This window comes from Caulobacter segnis, from assembly GCF_023935105.1.
GTDB lineage: Bacteria > Pseudomonadota > Alphaproteobacteria > Caulobacterales > Caulobacteraceae > Caulobacter > Caulobacter segnis_B.
Genome location: NZ_CP096040.1, coordinates 2613223 through 2632751, shown reverse-complemented (window position 1 = coordinate 2632751; position 19529 = coordinate 2613223). Strand labels below are relative to the sequence as shown.

The 19529-nt window shown below is 69.0% G+C and carries 16 protein-coding genes; 13 read left to right on the top strand and 3 right to left on the bottom strand.

Annotated elements, in window-relative coordinates:
• Positions 1-2646: a TonB-dependent receptor plug domain-containing protein gene (locus MZV50_RS12515; protein ID WP_252634984.1), complete on the bottom strand. Its 2646-nt coding sequence runs from the start codon at positions 2644-2646 to the stop codon at positions 1-3.
• A gap of 268 nt (positions 2647-2914) precedes the next feature.
• Here MZV50_RS12515 and MZV50_RS12510 point away from each other — a divergent pair, with 268 nt between their 5' ends.
• Positions 2915-4273, top strand: a complete 1359-nt coding sequence (locus MZV50_RS12510; RefSeq protein ID WP_252634983.1) for an FAD/NAD(P)-binding protein — start codon at positions 2915-2917, stop codon at positions 4271-4273.
• Here the strand turns inward: MZV50_RS12510 and MZV50_RS12505 are convergent.
• A complete protein-coding gene (locus tag MZV50_RS12505; RefSeq protein ID WP_252634982.1) occupies positions 4270-5106 on the bottom strand; it encodes a LysR substrate-binding domain-containing protein in 837 nt (278 codons plus the stop codon). The genes MZV50_RS12510 and MZV50_RS12505 overlap by 4 nt on opposite strands.
• 129 nt (positions 5107-5235) lie before the next feature.
• Between MZV50_RS12505 and MZV50_RS12500 the strand changes: the two genes are divergently transcribed.
• The 12 genes from MZV50_RS12500 to MZV50_RS12445 all read left to right on the top strand — a co-directional run bounded on the left by MZV50_RS12500 (position 5236) and on the right by MZV50_RS12445 (position 17655).
• Positions 5236-6045: an ABC transporter permease gene (locus MZV50_RS12500; RefSeq protein ID WP_252634981.1), complete on the top strand. Its 810-nt coding sequence runs from the start codon at positions 5236-5238 to the stop codon at positions 6043-6045.
• A 2-nt stretch (positions 6046-6047) separates the two neighbouring features.
• On the top strand, positions 6048-6857 hold the full coding sequence (locus MZV50_RS12495; protein ID WP_252634980.1) for an ABC transporter ATP-binding protein: 810 nt from the start codon (positions 6048-6050) through the stop codon (positions 6855-6857).
• Positions 6854-8020: an acyl-CoA dehydrogenase family protein gene (locus MZV50_RS12490; protein ID WP_252634979.1), complete on the top strand. Its 1167-nt coding sequence runs from the start codon at positions 6854-6856 to the stop codon at positions 8018-8020. The genes MZV50_RS12495 and MZV50_RS12490 overlap by 4 nt, the downstream gene beginning before the upstream one ends.
• Complete coding sequence (locus tag MZV50_RS12485; protein ID WP_252634978.1) at positions 8017-8967, top strand: D-isomer specific 2-hydroxyacid dehydrogenase family protein; 951 nt, start codon at positions 8017-8019, stop codon at positions 8965-8967. The genes MZV50_RS12490 and MZV50_RS12485 overlap by 4 nt, the downstream gene beginning before the upstream one ends.
• 13 nt (positions 8968-8980) lie before the next feature.
• Positions 8981-9823 carry a class II aldolase/adducin family protein gene (locus MZV50_RS12480; RefSeq protein WP_252634977.1) on the top strand — a complete coding sequence of 281 codons (843 nt, stop codon included), beginning with the start codon at positions 8981-8983 and terminating at the stop codon, positions 9821-9823.
• Positions 9823-10806 (top strand): ABC transporter substrate-binding protein, encoded by a 984-nt coding sequence (locus tag MZV50_RS12475; protein WP_252634976.1) that lies wholly within the window; start codon positions 9823-9825, stop codon positions 10804-10806. Before MZV50_RS12480 ends, MZV50_RS12475 begins: the two co-directional genes overlap by 1 nt.
• Positions 10807-10937: 131 nt before the next feature.
• Positions 10938-13115, top strand: a complete 2178-nt coding sequence (locus MZV50_RS12470) for a TonB-dependent receptor (protein WP_252634975.1) — start codon at positions 10938-10940, stop codon at positions 13113-13115.
• 4 nt (positions 13116-13119) lie between these two features.
• Positions 13120-13731 carry a cysteine dioxygenase gene (locus MZV50_RS12465; protein WP_252634974.1) on the top strand — a complete coding sequence of 204 codons (612 nt, stop codon included), beginning with the start codon at positions 13120-13122 and terminating at the stop codon, positions 13729-13731.
• Positions 13728-15305, top strand: a complete 1578-nt coding sequence (locus MZV50_RS12460) for a rhodanese-like domain-containing protein (RefSeq protein WP_252634973.1) — start codon at positions 13728-13730, stop codon at positions 15303-15305. Before MZV50_RS12465 ends, MZV50_RS12460 begins: the two co-directional genes overlap by 4 nt.
• Before the next feature lie 10 nt (positions 15306-15315).
• Positions 15316-15954 (top strand): glutathione S-transferase family protein, encoded by a 639-nt coding sequence (locus MZV50_RS12455; RefSeq protein WP_252634972.1) that lies wholly within the window; start codon positions 15316-15318, stop codon positions 15952-15954.
• 91 nt (positions 15955-16045) lie between these two features.
• Positions 16046-17140 carry an LLM class flavin-dependent oxidoreductase gene (locus MZV50_RS12450; RefSeq protein ID WP_252634971.1) on the top strand — a complete coding sequence of 365 codons (1095 nt, stop codon included), beginning with the start codon at positions 16046-16048 and terminating at the stop codon, positions 17138-17140.
• Positions 17141-17145: 5 nt separating this feature from the next.
• A complete protein-coding gene (locus MZV50_RS12445) occupies positions 17146-17655 on the top strand; it encodes a flavin reductase family protein (protein WP_252634970.1) in 510 nt (169 codons plus the stop codon).
• Here the strand turns inward: MZV50_RS12445 and ilvD are convergent.
• Positions 17652-19505 carry a dihydroxy-acid dehydratase gene (ilvD, locus tag MZV50_RS12440; protein ID WP_252634969.1) on the bottom strand — a complete coding sequence of 618 codons (1854 nt, stop codon included), beginning with the start codon at positions 19503-19505 and terminating at the stop codon, positions 17652-17654. The genes MZV50_RS12445 and ilvD overlap by 4 nt on opposite strands.
• Positions 19506-19529 lie beyond the last annotated feature (24 nt).

The following is a 19529-nucleotide window of genomic DNA, read 5'->3' as shown; positions in this document are numbered from 1 at the left end:
TCAGAAGTTCTGGGTCAGGCGGGCGTAGTAGTAGCCGCCGGTGATGCCGAAGGGCGAGAAGATGCCGAACTGGCCCGTACCCTGGTCGGCGTTGAGGATCCCGATCCTGTCGGGATGCTTGTCGAACAGGTTGTTGGCCCCGATGGCGATGTTGGTCGACGGCCGGACCTGCCAGGCGATGTCGAGGTCGGTGATCCACTTGGGACTGTAGGTTCGGTCCAAGCTCGCCGAGGTCCCGGCCTCGGTATAGCGGCCATAACGCGTGTTGCGCAGGCTGGCGCTCCAGCCGCCGCGCGCCCACTGCGTCCCGACGATGATCTTCTCGCGCGGCGTGCCGATGGTCAGGTCGGCGATCTTCTGGCGGTCGAACAGCACCAGACTGGGGTTCACCGCCTTGAGGACCGCCGGCGTGTCCTTGAGCTTGGTGATCTTGGTCTTGTTGAAGGCGTAGGCCGCATTGAGATTCAGCCGGCCCAGGTCTCCGAGACTGAAGGCGTACTCACCGACGAAGTCGATCCCGGTGGTCCGCGTCGAAACGGCATTGGTGTAATAGGTCGCAGTCAGGCCCTGCGGAAAGCGCGCCAGCAGCGGCGCCAGCTCCGCCCGCGAGGCCAGCTGCGCCACCGACAGGTCGAGGTTGCTGGTGTCGACGATGCGGTCGTCGATCTGGATCTCGTAGGCGTCCAGGGTCAGGCGCAGGCCGGCGACCGGCTCGGCGGTGACGCCGAAACTGTAGTTGACCGAGGTTTCCGGCTTAAGTGTTTCCGCGCCCAGCGCTTTCGCCTCGACGCTGTCGGTGCGCAGAACCTTGGTCGGGAAGGTCAGGTATTCACCGGGCGTGCACGGCGCGCCGCGGAAGAGGTTGTTCGGCGCGGCCGGGCACAGGCTGCCGTTGATGGTCGAGGTCGCGAACAGGGTCTGGCCCAGCGACGGCGCGCGGAAGCCGTTGCTGACCGTGGCGCGCACCGCGTAGCCCGGCAGGAACTCCCAGCGCGTGGTCAGCTTACCGCTGGCGGTGTCACCCACGCCCTTGCCGTATTTCTCGTAGCGGCCGGCGACGCCGACATACCAGTTGCTGGCGATATCGGTTCCCAGGTCGACATAGGCCGCGCCGCTATGGCGATGGATCGCGCCGGCGTCCTCCGGCGCGGTGCCGGCGTAGGAGGCCAAGCCTGGATTGGGCCGCAGTCCGGCGAAAGGCTGTCCCGCCGGAATGACGTAGTCGCCGACGACATAGGAGGCCTCGTCGCCCGCGTCGATCAAGAAGCGCTCGTAGCGATGTTCAAGTCCCCACGAGACTTGCAGCGGGTTCTTCAGCCAGCCCGTGACCTCTCGGGTGACATCGAAATTGTTCGTCCACCGCCGGAACTCGTGGGTCGACAGGTGGAAGTACGTGGGACTGGACGGCCCCAGCGTGGCGTTCAGCGTGTTCTCGCCGTCCAGTTGGGCGTGGTCTTGGGCCAGGGTCGTGGAGAGATCCCACGCCCAGCCGGCCTTTTCGCCGCGCGCGCCAAAGCTGGTCTGGAAGTCCAGCTCGAAGATCCGGCGATAGGCATTGAAACCGTCAGGATAAACCTCGGGCAGCGAGTTGCGGTTCAGCGGCCGGCCGGCGGTCACGCCCGCGACTGGCGCCAGGTTTGGCAGGAAACTGCCGGTGTTCTTCCTGGAGGAGCGATGGCTCAGCGTGCCCGACGAATAGAGCGTCAGGTCGCGCCACGGCAGCTCGGCATTGTAGGAGGCGGCCAGGATGTCTTCTTCGCCCGGCCCGTAGCTCAGCCCCCAGGCGTAGCGATCGACCGTGGCGTCGCGCGGATCGGGCGTGACGGTCGTGACGCCGCCAACCGTCGTGACGGTCGGCTGGTAAATGTACTGGGCGCGCGAGGGGACCGCGCGCGTGGCGGCCTCGTTGTTCTTCCAGTTCAGGGCCAGGTGGATGAAGCCGCCCTGGTCGCCCAGCGGCCGACCCCAGTTGATCGTCGCGGCGCGGGTATCGCCGTCGCCCAGATAGTTCTGGCCGCCGGTGTAGCTGAACGAACCACCTTCGGAGTCATCCTTCAGGATGATGTTGACCACGCCAGCGATGGCGTCCGAGCCGTATTGGGCCGAGGCTCCATCGCGCAGCACCTCGATGCGTTCGATGGCCGAGGCTGGAATGAAGTCCAGGTCGACGGGCGCGCCGCCGCGGCCGACCCGCGCCAGGTTGTTGATCAGCGAGGTGGTGTGTCGGCGCTTGCCGTTGACCAGGAACAGCGCCTGGTCGCCGTTCAAGCCGCGCAGGGTGATGGCCCGCACCGTCCACGACGTGCCGCCGCCATTGATGCCCGGCAGATTGAAGGACGGGATAAGGGTGTTGAGCACCTCCTTCAGGCCGACCTTGCCGGTGGCCAGGAGCTGATCGCCGCCGATCACGTCGACGGGCGCGGGACTGTCGGCGACGGTCCGGCGGGCGCCGCGCACGCCGGTGACGATGACGCTGTCCACGGACGTGGCCCCCTCGACGTCAGCTGCCGACACGGGCGTCGCATCGGCCGCGCGGGCCACGCCGCCGCTCAGCGCCATAACCGAGGCGCAGGTCAGCAAAGCGGCCTGGAAGTTCAGCTTGAAGGGACTCTGTCGGACAGCCGTCCGCTCTCGCAGCAAGGTCAAAGATCTACCCCCGCGCCCAATGCAGATGGGCGTCGTTTCATGGAACTCGAATGTCGGAAGCCCCCGGCCCTGGGGCGGTTTGGATCGGACGACGGGACCATGGCGGCGCGGCCGCCTAACCGCGACCGAGTATTTCTTTGAATAAATTCAGAGATTTATATATCGCGCAGCACAATAAGCGGCATTTGCGGAACGCATATCGCCAACGCGGCTTGCAACTTGGCGAACGATCGCCCAGAAAATCCTATCGATTTCATAGAGTTTGCGCATGCCCCCAAAGCCAGCGCCTGTCATCGCCGTCGTCGGCGCGGGGTTCAGCGGCGTCATGACGGCCCTCAACATCCTGCGCCGATCAGCGGACGCGAAGGTGATCCTGTTCGAGCGGCGCACGCCCGTCGGGCTCGGCGCGGCCTACTCCACCCACAATCCGGGCCACCGGCTGAACGTGCGGGCGGGCAATATGAGCGCCTGGCCCGACGATCCGGGGCACTTCGTCCGCTGGCTCAGCCGCGAGAAGTTCGGCCTGGGCCCGGCCGACTTCGCCACCCGCGCCGACTATGGACGCTACATCCAGGGCCAGGTCTCCGAGATCGCCGAAGGGCCCGCCGGGGCCGGGCGCCTGGTGGTGACACCCGACGCGGTCGTCGGGATCGAGCCCGGCGGCGACGGCTGGCGGCTGCGATGCGCCATGGGCCGCTCGGTCACGGCTCACGCGGTCGTGCTGGCCCTGGGCAATCCGCCACCGGCGCGTCCGCCCGGCGTCAGCGCCGCCTTCGCCACGTCGGATGCCTATGTCGCCGATCCCTGGCGCTGGAGCGCCGCCGACCTGCCGCCAGGACCGGTGCTGCTGATCGGCACGGGCTTGACCATGGTCGACGTGGCCCTGTCGCTGAACGACGCCCAGCATGGAAGGCCCATGCTGGCGCTGTCGCGGCGTGGCCTGACCCCGCTGGAGCACGACGGCGCGCCGCCGCTCACCCTGCCCGCCCCACCGCGCGAGACCCTCTCGCCGCTGCAAGTCTTCGCCTGGCTGAGGACGGCGGCGGCTCGGCACGGCTGGCGCACCGCCATCGACGCCACCCGACCGGTGACCCGCACGCTGTGGCGTCACTGGAGCATCGACGAAAAGCAGGCCTTCCTGCGACACGCCCGGCCCTTCTGGGAGATCCATCGCCATCGCCTGGCGCCTCTGGTGGCCCGCCGCATCGCCGCGATGCGCGCCACTGGCCAGCTGACCCTGGCGGCGGGGAAGATCCGCGACCTTTCCTTGCAGCCGGACGGCTTCGCCCTGTGCCGATGGCGCGGGCGCGGCGAGCAAGGGGGTTACGCCTTCCGCGCCGCCACGGTGATCAACTGCACCGGCCCGACCGGCGACGTGCTGGCCTCGACCGATCCCCTGATTCAGGATCTGGTTCGCCGGGGTCTGGCGCGCCCGGACCCGCTGCGGCTAGGTTTCGACGTCGACGCCGATGGCCGGCTGCGCGATGTGTCAGGCCAAGCGTCGGCTACCCTCATGGCGGTCGGTCCAGCCACGCGCGGCGCCGCGTGGGAGATCACCGCCGTGCCCGACATCCGCAGCCAGACGGGCGCGGTCGCCCAGCACATCCTGGCCGCCGTCGGAGCCTAGAGATCCAGCGCCGCGGCGTGGATCAATTGCGCCAGCTTGGTGATCGAGGCGTGGGGCGTATCATTGGTCCGCTGGACATAGGCCACATCCGGCAGAGGCGGCAGGCGGTTGCTGGCCAGGGGCGCGCGGTCGGGCAGGAACAGCGAGGTGCGGCAGGTCACGGCCAGACCCGCCTGCACCGCCGCGCGCAACGCCGACAGGCTGGGCGTCTCCACCACCACCCGGAACGGCCGCCCGTCGCGCTCCAGCGCCGCCAGGGCCGCGTCGCGGAAGCGGCACGGCGCTTCCAGGATGGCGATCGGCAGGACGTCGCTCTCGGCCAGGGCGGACTCGCCGTGCCAGACCATCGGGACCACGCGGGCCGCGTGCGGATCGTCGGCCGCGCCCATGCACAGCACCACGTCCAGACGGTCGGCCTCCAGCAGCCCCAAGAGTTCGGGCGAACCGGCCACCCGCACCTGCAGCTGGGTGTCGGGGTTGAGCTGGGTGAACCTGGCCAAGACGCCCGACAGCAGGGTCTCGGCGAAGTCCTGCACCACCCCGACCCGCGCCGGCCCGGCCAAGGCGTCGCCGGTCAATGCCACGACGGCGCGATCGTTCAGGGCCAGGATCTCCCGCGCCCTGGGCAGAAGCGTTTGGCCGGCAGGAGTTAGCACCAGCCGCCGCCCTTCGCGATGGAACAGCGGCGTCAGCACCGTCTCCTCCAGGCGCTTCATCTGCAGGCTCAACGCCGACTGGGTGACGAACACCCGCTCGGTCGCACGCAGCATCGAGCCGGAGTCGACGATGGCCACGAAGCTCCGCAGCAGTTCGGTCGGCAGGTTGGTCACCATCGGCGGCCCCTTGAGAATTGCTAATAAGCTATGTGAGGATAAGTCTATTGATCAAGTAGGAATTCAACGTCCTTCTCTGTGGACCCGCGGCGCTTGCGTCGCAACGGTTTCCGACGAGAGAGGACCGCAGTGTCTCTGGCGACGACCTACAGAATTTCTGAAGCTAGGCCGTGGCGATGGCCCGATCTGGCCCGAGCCCGCTGGCTCTCTCCCGTCCTGTTGCTGGTCTTGTGGGAGCTGGGCGCGCGCGCCGGCGTGATCCCGCCGCGGGTCCTGGCCGCCCCCTCCACGGTGCTGGAGACCTTCTGGACCCTGACCGCCTCGGGCGAGTTGCCGAAGAATCTGGCGGTGTCGCTGGCCCGGGCCGGCGCGGGGCTCGGTATCGCCCTGGTCCTGGCCACCACGCTGGGTCTGGTCTCGGGCCTGTCGCGCTGGGGCGAGACGCTGGTCGACCCCCTGATGCAGATCAAGCGGACCATCCCGGTCCTGGCCCTGACGCCGCTGTTCATCGTCTGGTTTGGCATCGGCGAGACGCCGAAGATCCTGCTGATCACCGTTTCGGCGACCTTCCCGCTGTATCTGAACCTGTTCGCAGGCATCCGGGGCGTCGACGTGCGCCTGGTCGAGGCCGCCCGCAGCTTCGGCCTCTCCGGCTGGAGCCTGGTGCGCGAGGTGATCCTGCCCGGCGCCCTGCCCTCGTTCTTCGTCGGCCTGCGCTATGCATTGGGCGTCTCGGTGTTGGTGCTGGTGATCTCCGAACAGATCAACGCCCAGGCCGGCCTCGGTTACCTGGTCAACAACGCCCGCGACTTCATGCGAACCGACATCATCGTCGTCTGCCTGGTCGTCTACGCCCTGCTCGGCCTCGGCGCCGACGCCCTCGTCCGCACGCTGGAGCGCAAGGCGCTGGCGTGGCGCCCCAGCCTCGTGGAGCAATGACCATGGCCACCCCGCAACCGCGCCTGCGCCGTCCCGCCGTATCCCGTTCGGTCGAACAGGCCGCTCAGCCCGCCGTACGGCTGAAGAACTTCGTCCGTCGCTTTGGCGACAACACCGTCATCGACGGACTCGACCTGTCGATCGCGCCTGGCGAGTTCGTCGCCCTGCTGGGCGCCAGCGGTTCGGGCAAGACCACCTTGCTGCGCACCCTGGCCGGCCTGGACTCCGCCGCGGGTCAGGACGTGAGGACGCCCGACGCCCGCGCGGTCGTGTTCCAGGACGCCCGCCTGCTGCCGTGGAAGAAGGTTTGGCGCAACGTCGCGCTGGGTCTGTCGGGCAACGACGTCCGGCCACGCGCCGAAGCGGCGCTGAAGGAGGTGGGCCTGGGCCATCGCCTCGACGCCTGGCCGGGCACCCTCTCGGGCGGCGAGGCCCAACGCACGGCCCTAGCCCGCGCCCTGGTCCGCGAACCTGATCTCCTGCTGCTGGACGAGCCTTTCGCGGCCCTGGACGCCCTGACCCGCCTGAAGATGCACCAACTGGTCCTGACCCTGTGGCGCGAGCACGCGCCAGCCGTCCTGCTGGTCACCCACGACGTCGACGAGGCCATAACCCTGGCCGACCGCGTGCTGGTGCTCGACAAGGGGCGCATCGCGGCCGAGGAGCGCATCGACCTTGAGCGCCCGCGTGCGCCGGACGTCCGCTTCCAGGCCATCCGTCGCCGACTGCTGGGCCACCTCGGCGTCGAGAGCGCCCCGACACACGGCGAAGGCCATCTGGTCGCCTTTCCGACCGGTGAGGTCGTGCTGTGAATGCACCGGTCCACCGCTTCGAGACGCAGGCCCGACTGCCCGACCTCGACGCGATCCTGCCGGGTCTGACCGAGGCCTTCGCCGAGACGGCCGCCCAGCACGACCGCGAGGCCAGCTTCCCAGCCGAGAACTTCCGCCGCCTGCACGACGCGAACCTCTTGGCCCTGACCGCGCCCGCGCGCCTGGGCGGCCTGGAGGCCGATCTGCCGACCGCGCTGAAAGTGATCTCGGCCGTGGCCCGGGGCGAGCCGGCGACGGCGCTCGTTCTGGTCATGCAGTACCTGTTCCACGCCTCGGTCGAGGGCCGTTCGGGCTGGCCCGAGCACCTGAAGCAGCGGGTGATCGGCGAGGCGATCACGCATGGCGCCCTGATCAACGCCCTGCGGGTCGAGCCCGACCTCGGCACGCCGGCCCGAGGCGGCCTGCCGGCCACGATCGCCCGCCGGACGCCGGAAGGCTGGCGGATCAGCGGCCGCAAGATCTACTCCACCGGTTCGACCAACCTGACCTGGTTCGTGGTCTGGGCCCGCAGCGACGACGCCGAGCCCCTGGTCGGCGGCTGGCTGGTCCGCGCCGACACGCCCGGCGTCGTCATCGAGGAAACCTGGGACCACCTGGGGCTGCGCGCCAGCGCCAGCCACGACGTGGTGTTCGAGAACGTCCTGGTCCCGCTGGACCAGGCCCTGGATCCGCAGCCCGTCGGCGCGCCGCCGCCCTACCCGGCCAGCTTCGCCGCCTGGTCGGCGGTGCTGACCTCGGCCATCTACGACGCCGTCGCCCGTGCGGCCCGCGACTGGCTGGTCGAGTTCCTGGCCAATCGCAAACCCGCCAATCTGGGCGCGGCCCTGTCGACCTTGCCCCGCTTCCAGGAGGCGGTCGGCGAGATCGACGGCCTGCTGCTGTCCAACCGCGTCCTGCTGGACACCGCCGCGCGCGGCGAAGTCGACGGCGTCGAGGCCAGCCTGGTCAAGCACCTGGTCACCGAGAACGCCATCACCGTCGTCGAGAAAGCCCTGAAGCTGACCGGCAATCCCGGCCTGACCCGCCTGAACCCGCTGGAGCGCCACCATCGCGACGTCCTGTGCGGCCGGGTCCACACGCCCCAGGCCGACGTCGTGCTGACCAGCGCCGGCCGCGCCGCCTTCGCGAGCCTCACGTCATGAGCCGCATCGTCGTCGCCAGCCAGCTGCCCGAGGTGTTCAACAGCGTCTTCGCCCAGCACGTGGACAACGCCGACATCGTTCCCGTCCCGCCGGGCCTGACCACGCCCCTGCCGCCGCAGGCCAAGGTGCTGGTCGCCGCGCCGTTCCGCAAGGCCGGCGGCGTCCTGCCCGAACACGCCCCACCCGGTTGGCCGTTCGACGTGCGCTGGGTGCAACTGGTCTCGGTGGGCATCGACTTCTATCCGGACTGGCTGTTCGACGGGCCGGTCGTCACCTCGGCGCGCGGCTCGTCAGCCGTGGCCCTGGCCGAATTCGCCCTGGCCGCGATCCTGGCCGAGGCCAAGCGCCTGCCCGACATCTGGATCGACACCGCCCACCGCTGGGTCCCCCAGCAACTGAAGCTGGTCGCCGGCTCGACGCTGGGCCTGGTCGGCTTCGGGGCCATCGGCGAAGCCCTGGCCCCGCGCGCCCAGGCGCTGGGGATCAACGTCCTGGCCGTCCGCCGCTCGGACGCGCCCATCCCCGTGCCGGGCGTCGAGCGGGTCGCCGACCTCAAGACCCTGTTCGAGCGCGGCGACCACGTCGTCCTCGCCGCCCCGGCCACGCCCCAGACCGAGCGGATCGTCAACCGCGACCTGCTGCTGCACGCCAAGCCCGGCCTGCACCTGATCAACATCGCCCGCGGCGCCCTGATCGACGACGAGGCCCTGCTGGCGGCGCTGGACGAAGGCCGGGTCGGCCGCGCCAGCCTGGACGTCACCTATCCCGAGCCGCTGCCGGACGCCCATCCGTTCTACGGCCACCCCAAGGTGCGCCTGTCGCCGCACACCTCGGTGCACACGCCCGACACCCGCATCAACCTGGCGACCCAGTTCGCCGAGAACCTGGCCCGCTTCCGCTCCGGCGCGCCCCTGGCCGGCGTCGTCGACCTGTCGCGCGGCTACTGAAGGACATCCAGCGATGACCGCCATCCCCTCGGCCAAGGACTTCGCGTCCGCCGCGCCGCATCCCGCCAAGATCGAGACCGTACTGCCCGAGTTCGGCTCGCGCGAGATCCCGCGCCAGCCGACGCTCGAGGCCGAGCGGCTCTATCGCAAGCAGCGCCTGGCCGCCTCGTACCGCCTGTTTGGCCGCCATGGCTTCGACATGGGTGGCGCCGGCCATATCACCGCCCGCGACCCGGAGCTGACCGACCACTTCTGGGTCAATCCGTTCGGCGTGCACTTCAGCCGGATCAAGGTCTCGGACCTGATGCTGGTCAGCCATGACGGCCAGATCGTCCAGCCGCCGGCCAAGGTCCCCCCGCGCCTGAACCGCGCCGCCTTCGCCATCCACAGCCAGCTGCACGAGGCCCGGCCCGACGTCGTGGCCGCCGCCCACTCGCACTCGCTGTACGGCAAGGCCTGGTCGGCCCTCGGCCGGCTGCTCGATCCCCTGACCCAGGACTCGGCGGCCTTCTATGAGGATCATGCCCTGTTCGAGGAATTCTCCGGCGTCGTGCTGGACACCAGCGAGGGCCAGAAGATCGCCAGGGCCCTGGGTTCGAAGAAGGCGGTGATCCTGCAGAACCACGGCATCCTGACCGTCGGCCAGTCGGTCGAGGCGGCGGTTTGGCGCTATCTGGCGCTCGAGAACGCCTGCCAGACCCAACTGCTGGCCGAAGCAGCCGGTCCGACCAAGCCTATGCCGACCGAAGTCGCCAAGCACACAGCCAGCCAGGTCGGCTCCGAGATCGGCGGGCTGTGGGCCTTCCAACCCTACTGGGACGTCGTCACTGAAGAAGAGCCGGACCTGTTCGACTGATGACCGGCCTTTCCTTCTCCCGCCGAAGCCTGATGCTGGGCGGCCTTTCGATCGCCGGCCTCGCCGCCTGCTCGCCGAAGACTCCCGCCGCGTCCGGCGATCTGTCGGACCTGACCCTGCGGGTGGCGACCTATCGCGGCAATCCCGAGAGCTTCTTCAAGGAAGCCGGCGTGGGCGAGCCACCGTACAAGCTGGCCCGCACCCAGTTCGCCGGCGGCAATCTGATCGCCGAGGCGATCAACGCCCGCGCCCTCGACTTCGGCGGGATGAGCGAGATCCCGCCGATCTTCATCGCGGGTCATCCGGGCAATCTGGTCCGCATCGTCGGCGTGCTGCAGGGCGACGTGAACAATCAGGTCGTGCTCGTGCCCAAGGGCTCGACCGTCCAGGACTTCGGCCAGCTGAAGGGCAAGCGCGTTGGCTATGTGAAGGCGACGACCTCGCACTACATCCTGCTGCGCCTGCTGGAAAAGGCCGGTTTGACCTGGGCCGACATCACGCCGGTGGCGCTCAGTCCGCAGGATGGCCTGGCCGCCTTCCAGAGCGGATCGCTGGACGCGTGGATCATCTACGGCGTCATCGTCTACCAGGCCCGCGAGGCCGGAGCGCGGGTGCTGACCACGGCCCAGGGCATCCTGTCGGGCAACTATCTGATCACCGCCTCGCGGGAAGCGCTGGACGACCCGGCGCGCCTGAAGGCGATCGGCGACTACGTTCAGCGCTACCGCAAGGTCTTCGACTGGCTCAACGCCGACGGGGTGCGCTGGGCCCAGGTCCGCGCCGCCGCCACGGGGGTCAAACAGGCCTATTACGAGCAGGAGTTCCGAGAGCGCAGCTCGCCCTCGATCCTGGGGCCGATCAGCAACGCGGCGATCGCCTCCCAGCAGGCCGTGGCCGATACGTTCGCAGCCGCCAAGCTTATTCCAAGCGCCGTTCAGGTTAAACCGCTCTGGGACGACCGACTGACGCCTTATCTCAAATGATATTCGGGATTTAAATATAGAAATCCATATCTCACGATATGAGCAAATCTATCGATTTCTGAACTTTATATTCATTGAGCACAGATCGCACGGATGACAAATCCCTACAAAATAAATCGGGGATAGATCGAATGTCTAAACTTCATCTGCGCGACCTGCTGCTCTTCGGCTCCACTCTGGCGATCACCGGCGCGGCTCAGGCCGCCGAGCCCACCGCCTCGGCCGATGGCGCCGCTCCGGCCGTCGAGCAAGTCATCGTCACCGCCGAGCGCCGCGCAACCGACCTGCAAAAGACCGCCATCGCCATCTCGGCCTTCGGCCAGCAGGTCCTGGCCGATCGCAAGATCGACAACATCCGCGACCTGTCGGGCCAGATCCCGAACCTGTCGATCAGCCGGGTCACGATCAGCCACACCACCCAGACCTACGCCCTGCGCGGCGTCGGCGAGGCCGATCCAATCCAGGAGCCGGTGCTGGCCGTCTATGTCGACGACGTCTACATCCCTCGCCAGATCGGCTCGATGGTCGAGTTCAACGACCTGGAGCGCATCGAGGTGCTGCGCGGCCCGCAGGGCACGCTGTACGGCCGCAATTCCAGCGCCGGCGCCCTGCGGATCATCACCCGCGATCCGGGCCAGACCTTGCGCGCCAAGGCCGAGGTCGGCCTGGGCAACTACGGCGCCGTCGACGTCCGCGCCCTGATCGAAGGCCCGCTGGTCGCCGACAAGCTGTCGGGCAGCCTGTCCTACATTCACCACAAGCGCGACGGGACCGCCTTCGACCCGACGCTGAACCACGACGTCAACCGCATCGACCTGGACGCCTTCCGCGCCAAGCTGCGCTGGACGCCGACCGAGCGCCTGGACGTTCTGCTGACGGTGAACGCTCTGTGCGATCGCAGCGACACCCGCAGCTATATCCCGGTGAGCCAGCCTGGCGGCGTGTTCCGCAAGGACCGCTCCTACTCCGAGGTCGAGCCGACCCAGGACCTGGACCAGATCAGCGGCTCGCTGCGCGTCCAGTACGAACTGTCCGAGCGCCTTAAGCTGAAGTCGATCACCGCCTATGGCGGCTTCAACCTCAATCCGGTCAACTATGACAACGACGGCGAGGCGGCGCTGATCCAGAAGAACCTGATCCACTACAACGATCAGTACGTCACCCAAGAAGTCCAGCTGAACGGCGACTTCGGCGACGTCACCTTCACCAGCGGCCTGTTCTATCTGCACGAGCGGTTCTTCGTGCAGCGCGACGGCTACAGCCGCCGCAACGCGCTGGCGACGGATCCGGCCGTGACGCCCGGCAACTACAACTTCGCCCGCGCCCACAACATCACCAACACCGACGCCTACGCCGTGTTCGGCGAGGCGACCTGGAAGGCGAACGAGCGCCTCTCCCTGACCGCCGGCCTGCGCTGGACCAACGAGGAGAAGGACTTCGCCTTCGACAACAAGGTGCTGAACCTGGCCGGCCAGGTGACGGGCCAGTCGATCAAGGGCCAGGCCGAAAAGACCTGGTCGGCAATCACGCCCAAGCTGTCGGTCCAGTACCAGTGGACGCCAGACGTCCTGCAGTACGTCAGCTATTCGAAGGGCTTCAAGTCGGGCGGCTTCGACAATCGCGCCACGCGGCTGGACCTGGCCACCCTGCCCTTCGCGCCCGAGGACGTTACCACCTACGAGACAGGCCTGAAGACCCAGCTGCTGGACCAGCGCCTGCGGGCCAACCTGGCGGCCTTCTACAACGACTACCAGGACCTGCAGGTCTCGTTCTACGACCCGGCCTATGTCGGCAGCCGCCGCGGCAACGCCGGCAAGGCCCGCACCTACGGCGTCGAGCTGGAGACCGAGGCGCGGCCGACCGAGCGCCTGAGCGCCCAGTTCAACGTCGGCTGGCTGTACGCGGTCTATGACGACTACAAGGGCGCCGGCGGCGCGGGCGTCAACGCCGACGGCAACCGCCTGCTGAACTCGCCGCGCTGGAGCCTGGCGGGCGGGATCACCTACGACCCGCCGATCGATATCCCGGGCTCGCTGCGCCTGGGTCTGAACGCCCAGTGGCAGAGCGGCATCGTCACCAGCGCCACCCCGGCCGCCGGCGGCCAAAACAACATCCCCTCGCAAGGCTTCCTGAACGGGGTCGCGACCTGGACGACGCCCGATCCGCGCTGGGCCGTCAGCGTCTCGGTCCGCAACATCCTCAATTCCCAGAAGCCGGTCAGCTCGACCTACACGCCGTCGACGGCGGTCTACTACCTGAACTTCCCCGATCCCCGGACCGTCCTGGTCACCCTCAAATACGCGCTGTGATCCCATGAGCCAGCATCGCCCTCACCGTCTCTCGGACTTCGTCGCCGACCTCTTCGCCCTGCTGGACCAGACCGGCGACGAAGCCGTGATCCTGCGCGAGGGCGGCGCGCTGCTCGCGCAACTGGTCGCCCAGGACGATTGGTTGCCCGAACCGCAGACCCGGCCGGATCCCGCGCGCTACCAGCAGTACCTGCTGCACCGGGACCCGGCCGGGCGGTTCTCGGTGGTCAGCTTCGTCTGGGGTCCGGGCCAGGCCACGCCAGTCCACGACCACACCGTTTGGGGTCTGGTTGGCGTCCTGCGCGGGGCCGAGCTTTCACAGGCCTATGAGCGACGCGGCGAGGCCCTGGCCGCCGTCGGCGAGGTCCACCGCCTGGAACCTGGCCAGGTCGAGGCGGTCTCGCCCACGGTCGGCGACATCCACCGCGTCGCCAACGCCTTCGACGACCGGACCTCGATCAGCATCCACGTCTACGGAGCCGACATCGGCACGGTGAAGCGCTCGACCTACGACGCCGAAGGCCGCCCGAAGCCTTTCGTCTCCGGCTACGCCGACGTCCCGCCGCCCCTTCTGTTCGATCGCGCCAGCGCCCTGGCTTACGGAGCCGCCGAATGACCCTGTCCGTCATCTCCCCCGAAGAGGTCCGCCGCGACCTGATCGCCCGGCGCGAGATCGCCCTGCTGGACCTGCGCGAGGAGGATCCGTTCGCCAGGGCCCACCCTCTGTTCGCCTCGCAGCTGCCGCTCAGCCGTTTGGAGGTCGAGATCCTGGACCGCGTCCCGCGCCAGGAGACCAAGATCGTGCTCTATGACGACGGCGAGGGCCTGGTCACGCCGGCGGGCGAACGGCTGGCGGCGCTAGGCTATACGAACGTCCACGCCCTGAAGGGCGGCCTCGGCGGCTGGCGGGCGGCCGGCTACGAACTGTTCCAGGACGTCAATTCCTACAGCAAGGCGTTCGGCGAACTGGTCGAGGCGCGGCGACACACTCCGTCCCTGCCCGCCCAGGAGGTCCAGGCCCGCATCGACGCCAAGGCCGACCAGGTGATCCTGGACGCCCGCCGGTTCGAGGAATACGCCGTGATGAGCATCCCCGGCGGCGTCAGCACGCCCGGCGCGGAACTTGTCCTGCGGGCCCGCGAACTGGCCCCCGATCCGGCCACCACCATCATCGTCAACTGCGCCGGCCGGACGCGCAGCCTCATCGGCGCCCAGTCGCTGGTCAACGCCGGCCTGCCCAATCCCGTCTTCGCCCTGCGCAACGGCACCATCGGCTGGACCCTGGCCCAGCAGACACTGGAGCACGGCCAGTCGCGCAAGTTCCCGGACGTACGCGAGCAGACCCTGTCCGAGGCTCGCGCCCGCGCTCGCGATGTCGCCTACCGCGCCGGCGTCCGCCGCCTCGACGGCCAGGGCCTGGCCGATCTGGCCAAGGACCAGGATCGCACGCTCTACCGCTTCGATGTCCGCACACCCGAGGAATATGCGGCGGGCCACCCGCCCGGCTTCCGTTCCGCGCCCGGCGGCCAGTTGGTGCAGGAAACCGACGTCTTCGCCCCGGTGCGCGGCGGTCGCATCGTACTGGCCGACGACCTGGGGCCGCGCGCCGACATGACCGCCTCGTGGCTGGCCCAACTGGGCTGGGAGGTCTACGTGCTGGACGGCGGCTTCGACGGCGCGCTGGAAACCGGCGCCTGGACGTCGCGACTGCCTGCCCTGCCCAGCGTCGAGACCCTGTCGCCCCGCGACCTGGCCCAGGCCATCGCCGACGAGGCCGTGGTGGTGGTCGACCTGGCCCCCAGCCCGCGTCACCGCAAGGCCCACGTGCCCGGCGCCTGGTTCGCCATCCGCGCCCAGCTGCCAGAGGCGCTGGATAAGCTGCCCAAGGACAAGGCCATCGTCCTGACATCCCCCGACGGCGCCCTGGCCGCCCTCGCCGCGCCGGAACTGGAGGCGCTGACCGACCGTCCCATCCGTGTCCTGGCCGGCGGCGCCGACGGCTGGATCGCCGCCGGCCGGGCCGTCGAGGCCGGCCTGACCCGCGCCGCCAACGCCCCGACCGACGTCTACAAGCGTCCCTACGAGGGCACCGACAACGCCGCCGAGGCGATGCAGGCCTACCTCGACTGGGAGTTTGGCCTGGTCGACCAACTGGCCCGCGACGGCACGCACGGCTTCTACGTGATCTGAGGCCGAAACGATGACCCTGAAGCTCTATTTCGCCCCCGGATCCTCGTCCCTGGCCCCGTTGGTGGCGCTGGAGGAGATCGACCTGCCCTACGCCGCCCATCGCCTGGACCTGGCGGCGGGCGACCAGCGCAAGCCCGAGTACCTGAAGGTCAATCCGCGCGGCCGCGTGCCGACCCTGGTGGTCGACGGCCAGCCGGTGACCGAGGTGCTGGCCATCCTGACCTACCTGGCCCACCGCTACCCGCACAGCGAACTGCTGCCGCTGGCCGACCCGCTGAAGCTGGCCAAGGCCTATGAGGTGATGAGCTGGTTCGCCAGCACGGTGCACGTGGCCTTCGCCCAGATCGCCCGCCCCGAGCGCTACGCTGACGACGAGGCGGTGAAGGCCGCCTTGGCCACGCCCGGCGAGGCCCGCTTCGCCCGCACCTTGACCGACATCGAGCGCCTGGCCCAGGGGCCCGGCCCATGGCTGCTGGGCGAGAGCTTCAGCGCCGTCGACGCCTACGCCCTGGTCATCTGGCGCTGGGCCGAGCGTCGCCAGATCGACACCACCAGCTATCCCGCCTGGAGCGCCAAGGCCGCCCGCGCCTTCGCTCGCCCCTCGGTCGTCCGCGCCCTTCGCAAGGAAGCGATACCCGTCACGGCCTGATGAGCCGTCCGCATAACCCGCTTGAAAACTCCTCGCTCATTTCCGGGCGAGGCCGCCTCTAAGGTTCAATCCGACAAGACTGGAGCCCGCCATGAGCGTCGAATTCATCGGTTTCATCGGCACGCAGCACGCGTCCGAGATTCATCCGCCCACCGGCCCCGCGATCGACGTCTCGTACGTCGAGAAGACCGCGCGCGTGCATGAGGAAGGCGGCTTCGACCGCGCCCTCGTGGCCTTCCACTCGACCGGCCCGGAAAGCCAGTTGGTCGTGGCCCACGCCGCCTCGGTGACCCAAAAGCTGAACTTCATGATCGCCCACCGCCCGGGCTTCACCCAGCCGACCTTGGCCGCTCGCCAGCTGGCGACGCTGGATCACTTCACCGGCGGCCGCGTGGCCGTGCACATCATCACCGGGGGCTCGGACGAGGAACTGGCCAAGGACGGCGATCACCTGACCAAGGACGAGCGCTACGCCCGGACCAGCGAGTATCTGGACATCGTCCGCGCCGAATGGACCGGCGACAAGCCCTTCGACTACGAAGGCAAGTACTACAAGGTCGACCAGGGCTTCGGCGCGGTGAAGCCGCTGCAGGCGCCGCACATCCCGATCTATTTCGGCGGCTCGTCCGACGCGGCGATCCCGGTGGCCGGCAAGCACGCCGACATCTACGCCCTCTGGGGCGAGACCCAGGCCCAGGTGCGCGAGACCATCGCCCGCGTGCGCGCGGCGGCCGCCAAGCACGGTCGCCAGGTGCGGTTCTCGCTGTCGCTGCGCCCCGTGATCGCCGACACCGAGGAGGCCGCCTGGAAGCGCGCCGACGATATCGTCGGCCGCGCTAAGGCCTTGCGCGAGGCCACCGGTCTGGCCACCGCCGGTCACCGCCCGCCCAATGCCGGCTCGCAGCGCCTGCTGGACGCCGCCGCCGAAGGCTCGCGCCTGGACAAGCGCCTGTGGACGGGCGTCGCCGCCGTCACCGGCGCCCAGGGCAACTCCACGGGTTTGGTCGGCACGCCAGAACAGGTCGCCGAGAGCCTGCTGGACTACTACGACTTGGGGGTTTCGACCTTCCTGATCCGGGGCTTCGATCCGGTCGAGGACGCGGTCGCCTATGGTCGCGACCTGATCCCCCTGGTCCGTCAATTGGTCGCCGAACGCGATCTTCGCCTGGCCAAGGCCGCGAGCTGAGCCCCATGGCTCCGTACGACGCCGCTCCGCCCTCGCCGTCGATCTCGACATCTCCCGTCGATTTCAAGGAGGTGCTCGCGCACCTGGCGAGCGGCGTCGCCATCGTCTCCTGCTGGGATGGCGATACGCCGCGCGGCTTGCTGGTCAGCTCGATCACCGGCCTGTCGGTCGAGCCGCCGCGCTTTCTGTTCTGCGTCCGCAAGGAAGCCGGCTGCCACGACGCCCTGCTGACCCGCTCTCACCTCGGCGTCGCCCTGCTGGGGTCCACCGACGAGGATGAGGCGCTGCGGTTCGCCAGCAGCCACCGAGCGGGCGAGCGCTTCACGCTCGAACGCTGGCGCCGCGCCGCGAGCGCGCCCGTCTATCGCGGCGGGCTGGCCAGCGCCGTGTGCGAGGTGGAGCAGGTCGTCGACGCCGCCACCCATTCGATCTTCATCGTCACCGCCAGCGAGGTGGCGTTCGCGCCCGGTCCGGCGTTGGTGTCCTGGAACCGGGCGCTCTCCCGTCTGGGTTAGCCCCGCTCGACCTGCGACACGTCCCGCACCGCGCCGCGCGCGGCGTTGGTGGTCATGGCGGCGTAGGCGCGCAGCGCCGGGCTGACCTCGCGCTTGCGATCGGCGGGCTTCCAGGCGTCCTTGCCGCGCGCCAACTGAGCGGCGCGGCGTTGAGCCAGGATGTCGTCCGAAACCTCCAGGGTGATACCCCGGTTGGGAATGTCGATCAGGATGGAGTCGCCGGTCTCGACCAGGGCGATCAGACCGCCCTCGCCGGCTTCCGGCGAGACGTGGCCGATCGAGAGGCCCGAGGTGCCCCCCGAGAAGCGACCGTCGGTGATCAGTGCGCAGGCCGCGCCCAGGCCCTTCGATTTCAGATAGGTGGTCGGGTACAGCATCTCCTGCATGCCCGGTCCGCCCTTGGGGCCTTCGTAGCGGATGACCACGACCTCGCCGGCCTTGACCTGGCCGCCCAGGATGCCGCTGACGGCGGTCTCCTGGCTCTCGAACACCCGCGCCGTTCCCTTGAAGGTCAGGATCGAGTCGTCGACCCCGGCCGTCTTCACGATGCAGCCCTCGGGGGCCAGATTGCCGAACAGCACGGCCAGGCCGCCGTCCTTCGAGAAGGGGTGCTCGACCGAACGGATGACGCCTTTCTCGCGGTCCAGGTCCAGGTTCTCCCAGCGGGCGGCCTGGCTGAAGGCGATCTGGGTCGGCTTGCCGCCCGGCGCGGCGCGGAAAAATTCAGCAGCGACAGCGCTGTTGGTCCGGCCTATGTCCCAGCGGGCCAAAGCTTCCGCCATCGTCGTCGCGTGGACGGTCGGCTGGCTGGCGTCGATCAGGCCGCCGCGTTCCAGCTCACCCAGGATGGCCATCACCCCGCCGGCGCGGTGGACGTCTTCCATGTGCACATCGGCCTTGGCCGGAGCGACCTTGGACAGACACGGCACGCGGCGCGACAGGCGGTCGATGTCGGCCATGCCGAAGTCGACCCCGCCCTCGCTGGCGGCGGCCAGCAGGTGCAGCACCGTATTGGTCGAGCCGCCCATGGCGATGTCCAGGCTCATGGCGTTCTCGAACGCCGCCCGGGTGGCGATGCCGCGCGGCAGGGCCGTCGGGTCTTCCTGCTCGTACCAGCGCTGGCAGAGGTCGACGATCAGCCGGCCAGCTTCCTTGAACAGCGCTTCGCGGTCGGCGTGGGTGGCCAGGACCGAGCCGTTGCCCGGCAGCGACAGACCCAGGGCCTCGGTCAGGCAGTTCATCGAATTGGCGGTGAACATCCCTGAGCACGAGCCGCAGGTTGGGCACGCGGCCTTCTCGATCGCGGTCACTTCCTCGTCGGTGTACTTGTCGTCGGCGGCGACGACCATGGCGTCGACCAGGTCCAGCGCGCGGATCGCGCCCTTCACCTGCACCTTGCCAGCCTCCATCGGGCCGCCCGAGACGAAGACGACCGGGATGTTGAGCCGCATGGCGGCCATCAGCATGCCAGGGGTGATCTTGTCGCAATTGGAGATGCAGACGATGGCGTCGGCGCAGTGCGCGTTGACCATGTACTCGACGCTGTCGGCGATCAGCTCACGGCTGGGCAGCGAATACAGCATGCCGCCGTGGCCCATGGCGATGCCGTCGTCCACAGCGATGGTGTTGAATTCCTTGGCCACGCCCCCGGCGGCCTCGATCTCGCGCGCGACCAGCTGGCCCAGGTCCTTCAGGTGCACGTGGCCCGGGACGAACTGAGTGAAGCTGTTGGCCACCGCGATGATCGGCTTGCCGAAGTCCTCGTCCTTCATGCCGGTGGCGCGCCAGAGGCCCCGGGCGCCCGCCATATTGCGGCCGTGGGTGGAGGTGCGAGAGCGATAGGGAGGCATGTCGGTCAATCTCAATGTCGGCTG

What these genes read in the sequence shown, in the direction of transcription:
- MZV50_RS12510 (WP_252634983.1), top strand. Translation starts at nt 2,915, where the DNA reads ATGCCCCCAAAGCCAGCGCCTGTCATCGCCGTCGTCGGCGCGGGGTTC.
- MZV50_RS12505 (WP_252634982.1), bottom strand. Translation starts at nt 5,106, where the DNA reads ATGGTGACCAACCTGCCGACCGAACTGCTGCGGAGCTTCGTGGCCATC.
- MZV50_RS12495 (WP_252634980.1), top strand. Translation starts at nt 6,048, where the DNA reads ATGGCCACCCCGCAACCGCGCCTGCGCCGTCCCGCCGTATCCCGTTCG.
- MZV50_RS12485 (WP_252634978.1), top strand. Translation starts at nt 8,017, where the DNA reads ATGAGCCGCATCGTCGTCGCCAGCCAGCTGCCCGAGGTGTTCAACAGC.
- MZV50_RS12480 (WP_252634977.1), top strand. Translation starts at nt 8,981, where the DNA reads ATGACCGCCATCCCCTCGGCCAAGGACTTCGCGTCCGCCGCGCCGCAT.
- MZV50_RS12475 (WP_252634976.1), top strand. Translation starts at nt 9,823, where the DNA reads ATGACCGGCCTTTCCTTCTCCCGCCGAAGCCTGATGCTGGGCGGCCTT.
- MZV50_RS12470 (WP_252634975.1), top strand. Translation starts at nt 10,938, where the DNA reads ATGTCTAAACTTCATCTGCGCGACCTGCTGCTCTTCGGCTCCACTCTG.
- MZV50_RS12465 (WP_252634974.1), top strand. Translation starts at nt 13,120, where the DNA reads ATGAGCCAGCATCGCCCTCACCGTCTCTCGGACTTCGTCGCCGACCTC.
- MZV50_RS12460 (WP_252634973.1), top strand. Translation starts at nt 13,728, where the DNA reads ATGACCCTGTCCGTCATCTCCCCCGAAGAGGTCCGCCGCGACCTGATC.
- MZV50_RS12455 (WP_252634972.1), top strand. Translation starts at nt 15,316, where the DNA reads ATGACCCTGAAGCTCTATTTCGCCCCCGGATCCTCGTCCCTGGCCCCG.
- MZV50_RS12450 (WP_252634971.1), top strand. Translation starts at nt 16,046, where the DNA reads ATGAGCGTCGAATTCATCGGTTTCATCGGCACGCAGCACGCGTCCGAG.
- MZV50_RS12445 (WP_252634970.1), top strand. Translation starts at nt 17,146, where the DNA reads ATGGCTCCGTACGACGCCGCTCCGCCCTCGCCGTCGATCTCGACATCT.
- ilvD (WP_252634969.1), bottom strand. Translation starts at nt 19,505, where the DNA reads ATGCCTCCCTATCGCTCTCGCACCTCCACCCACGGCCGCAATATGGCG.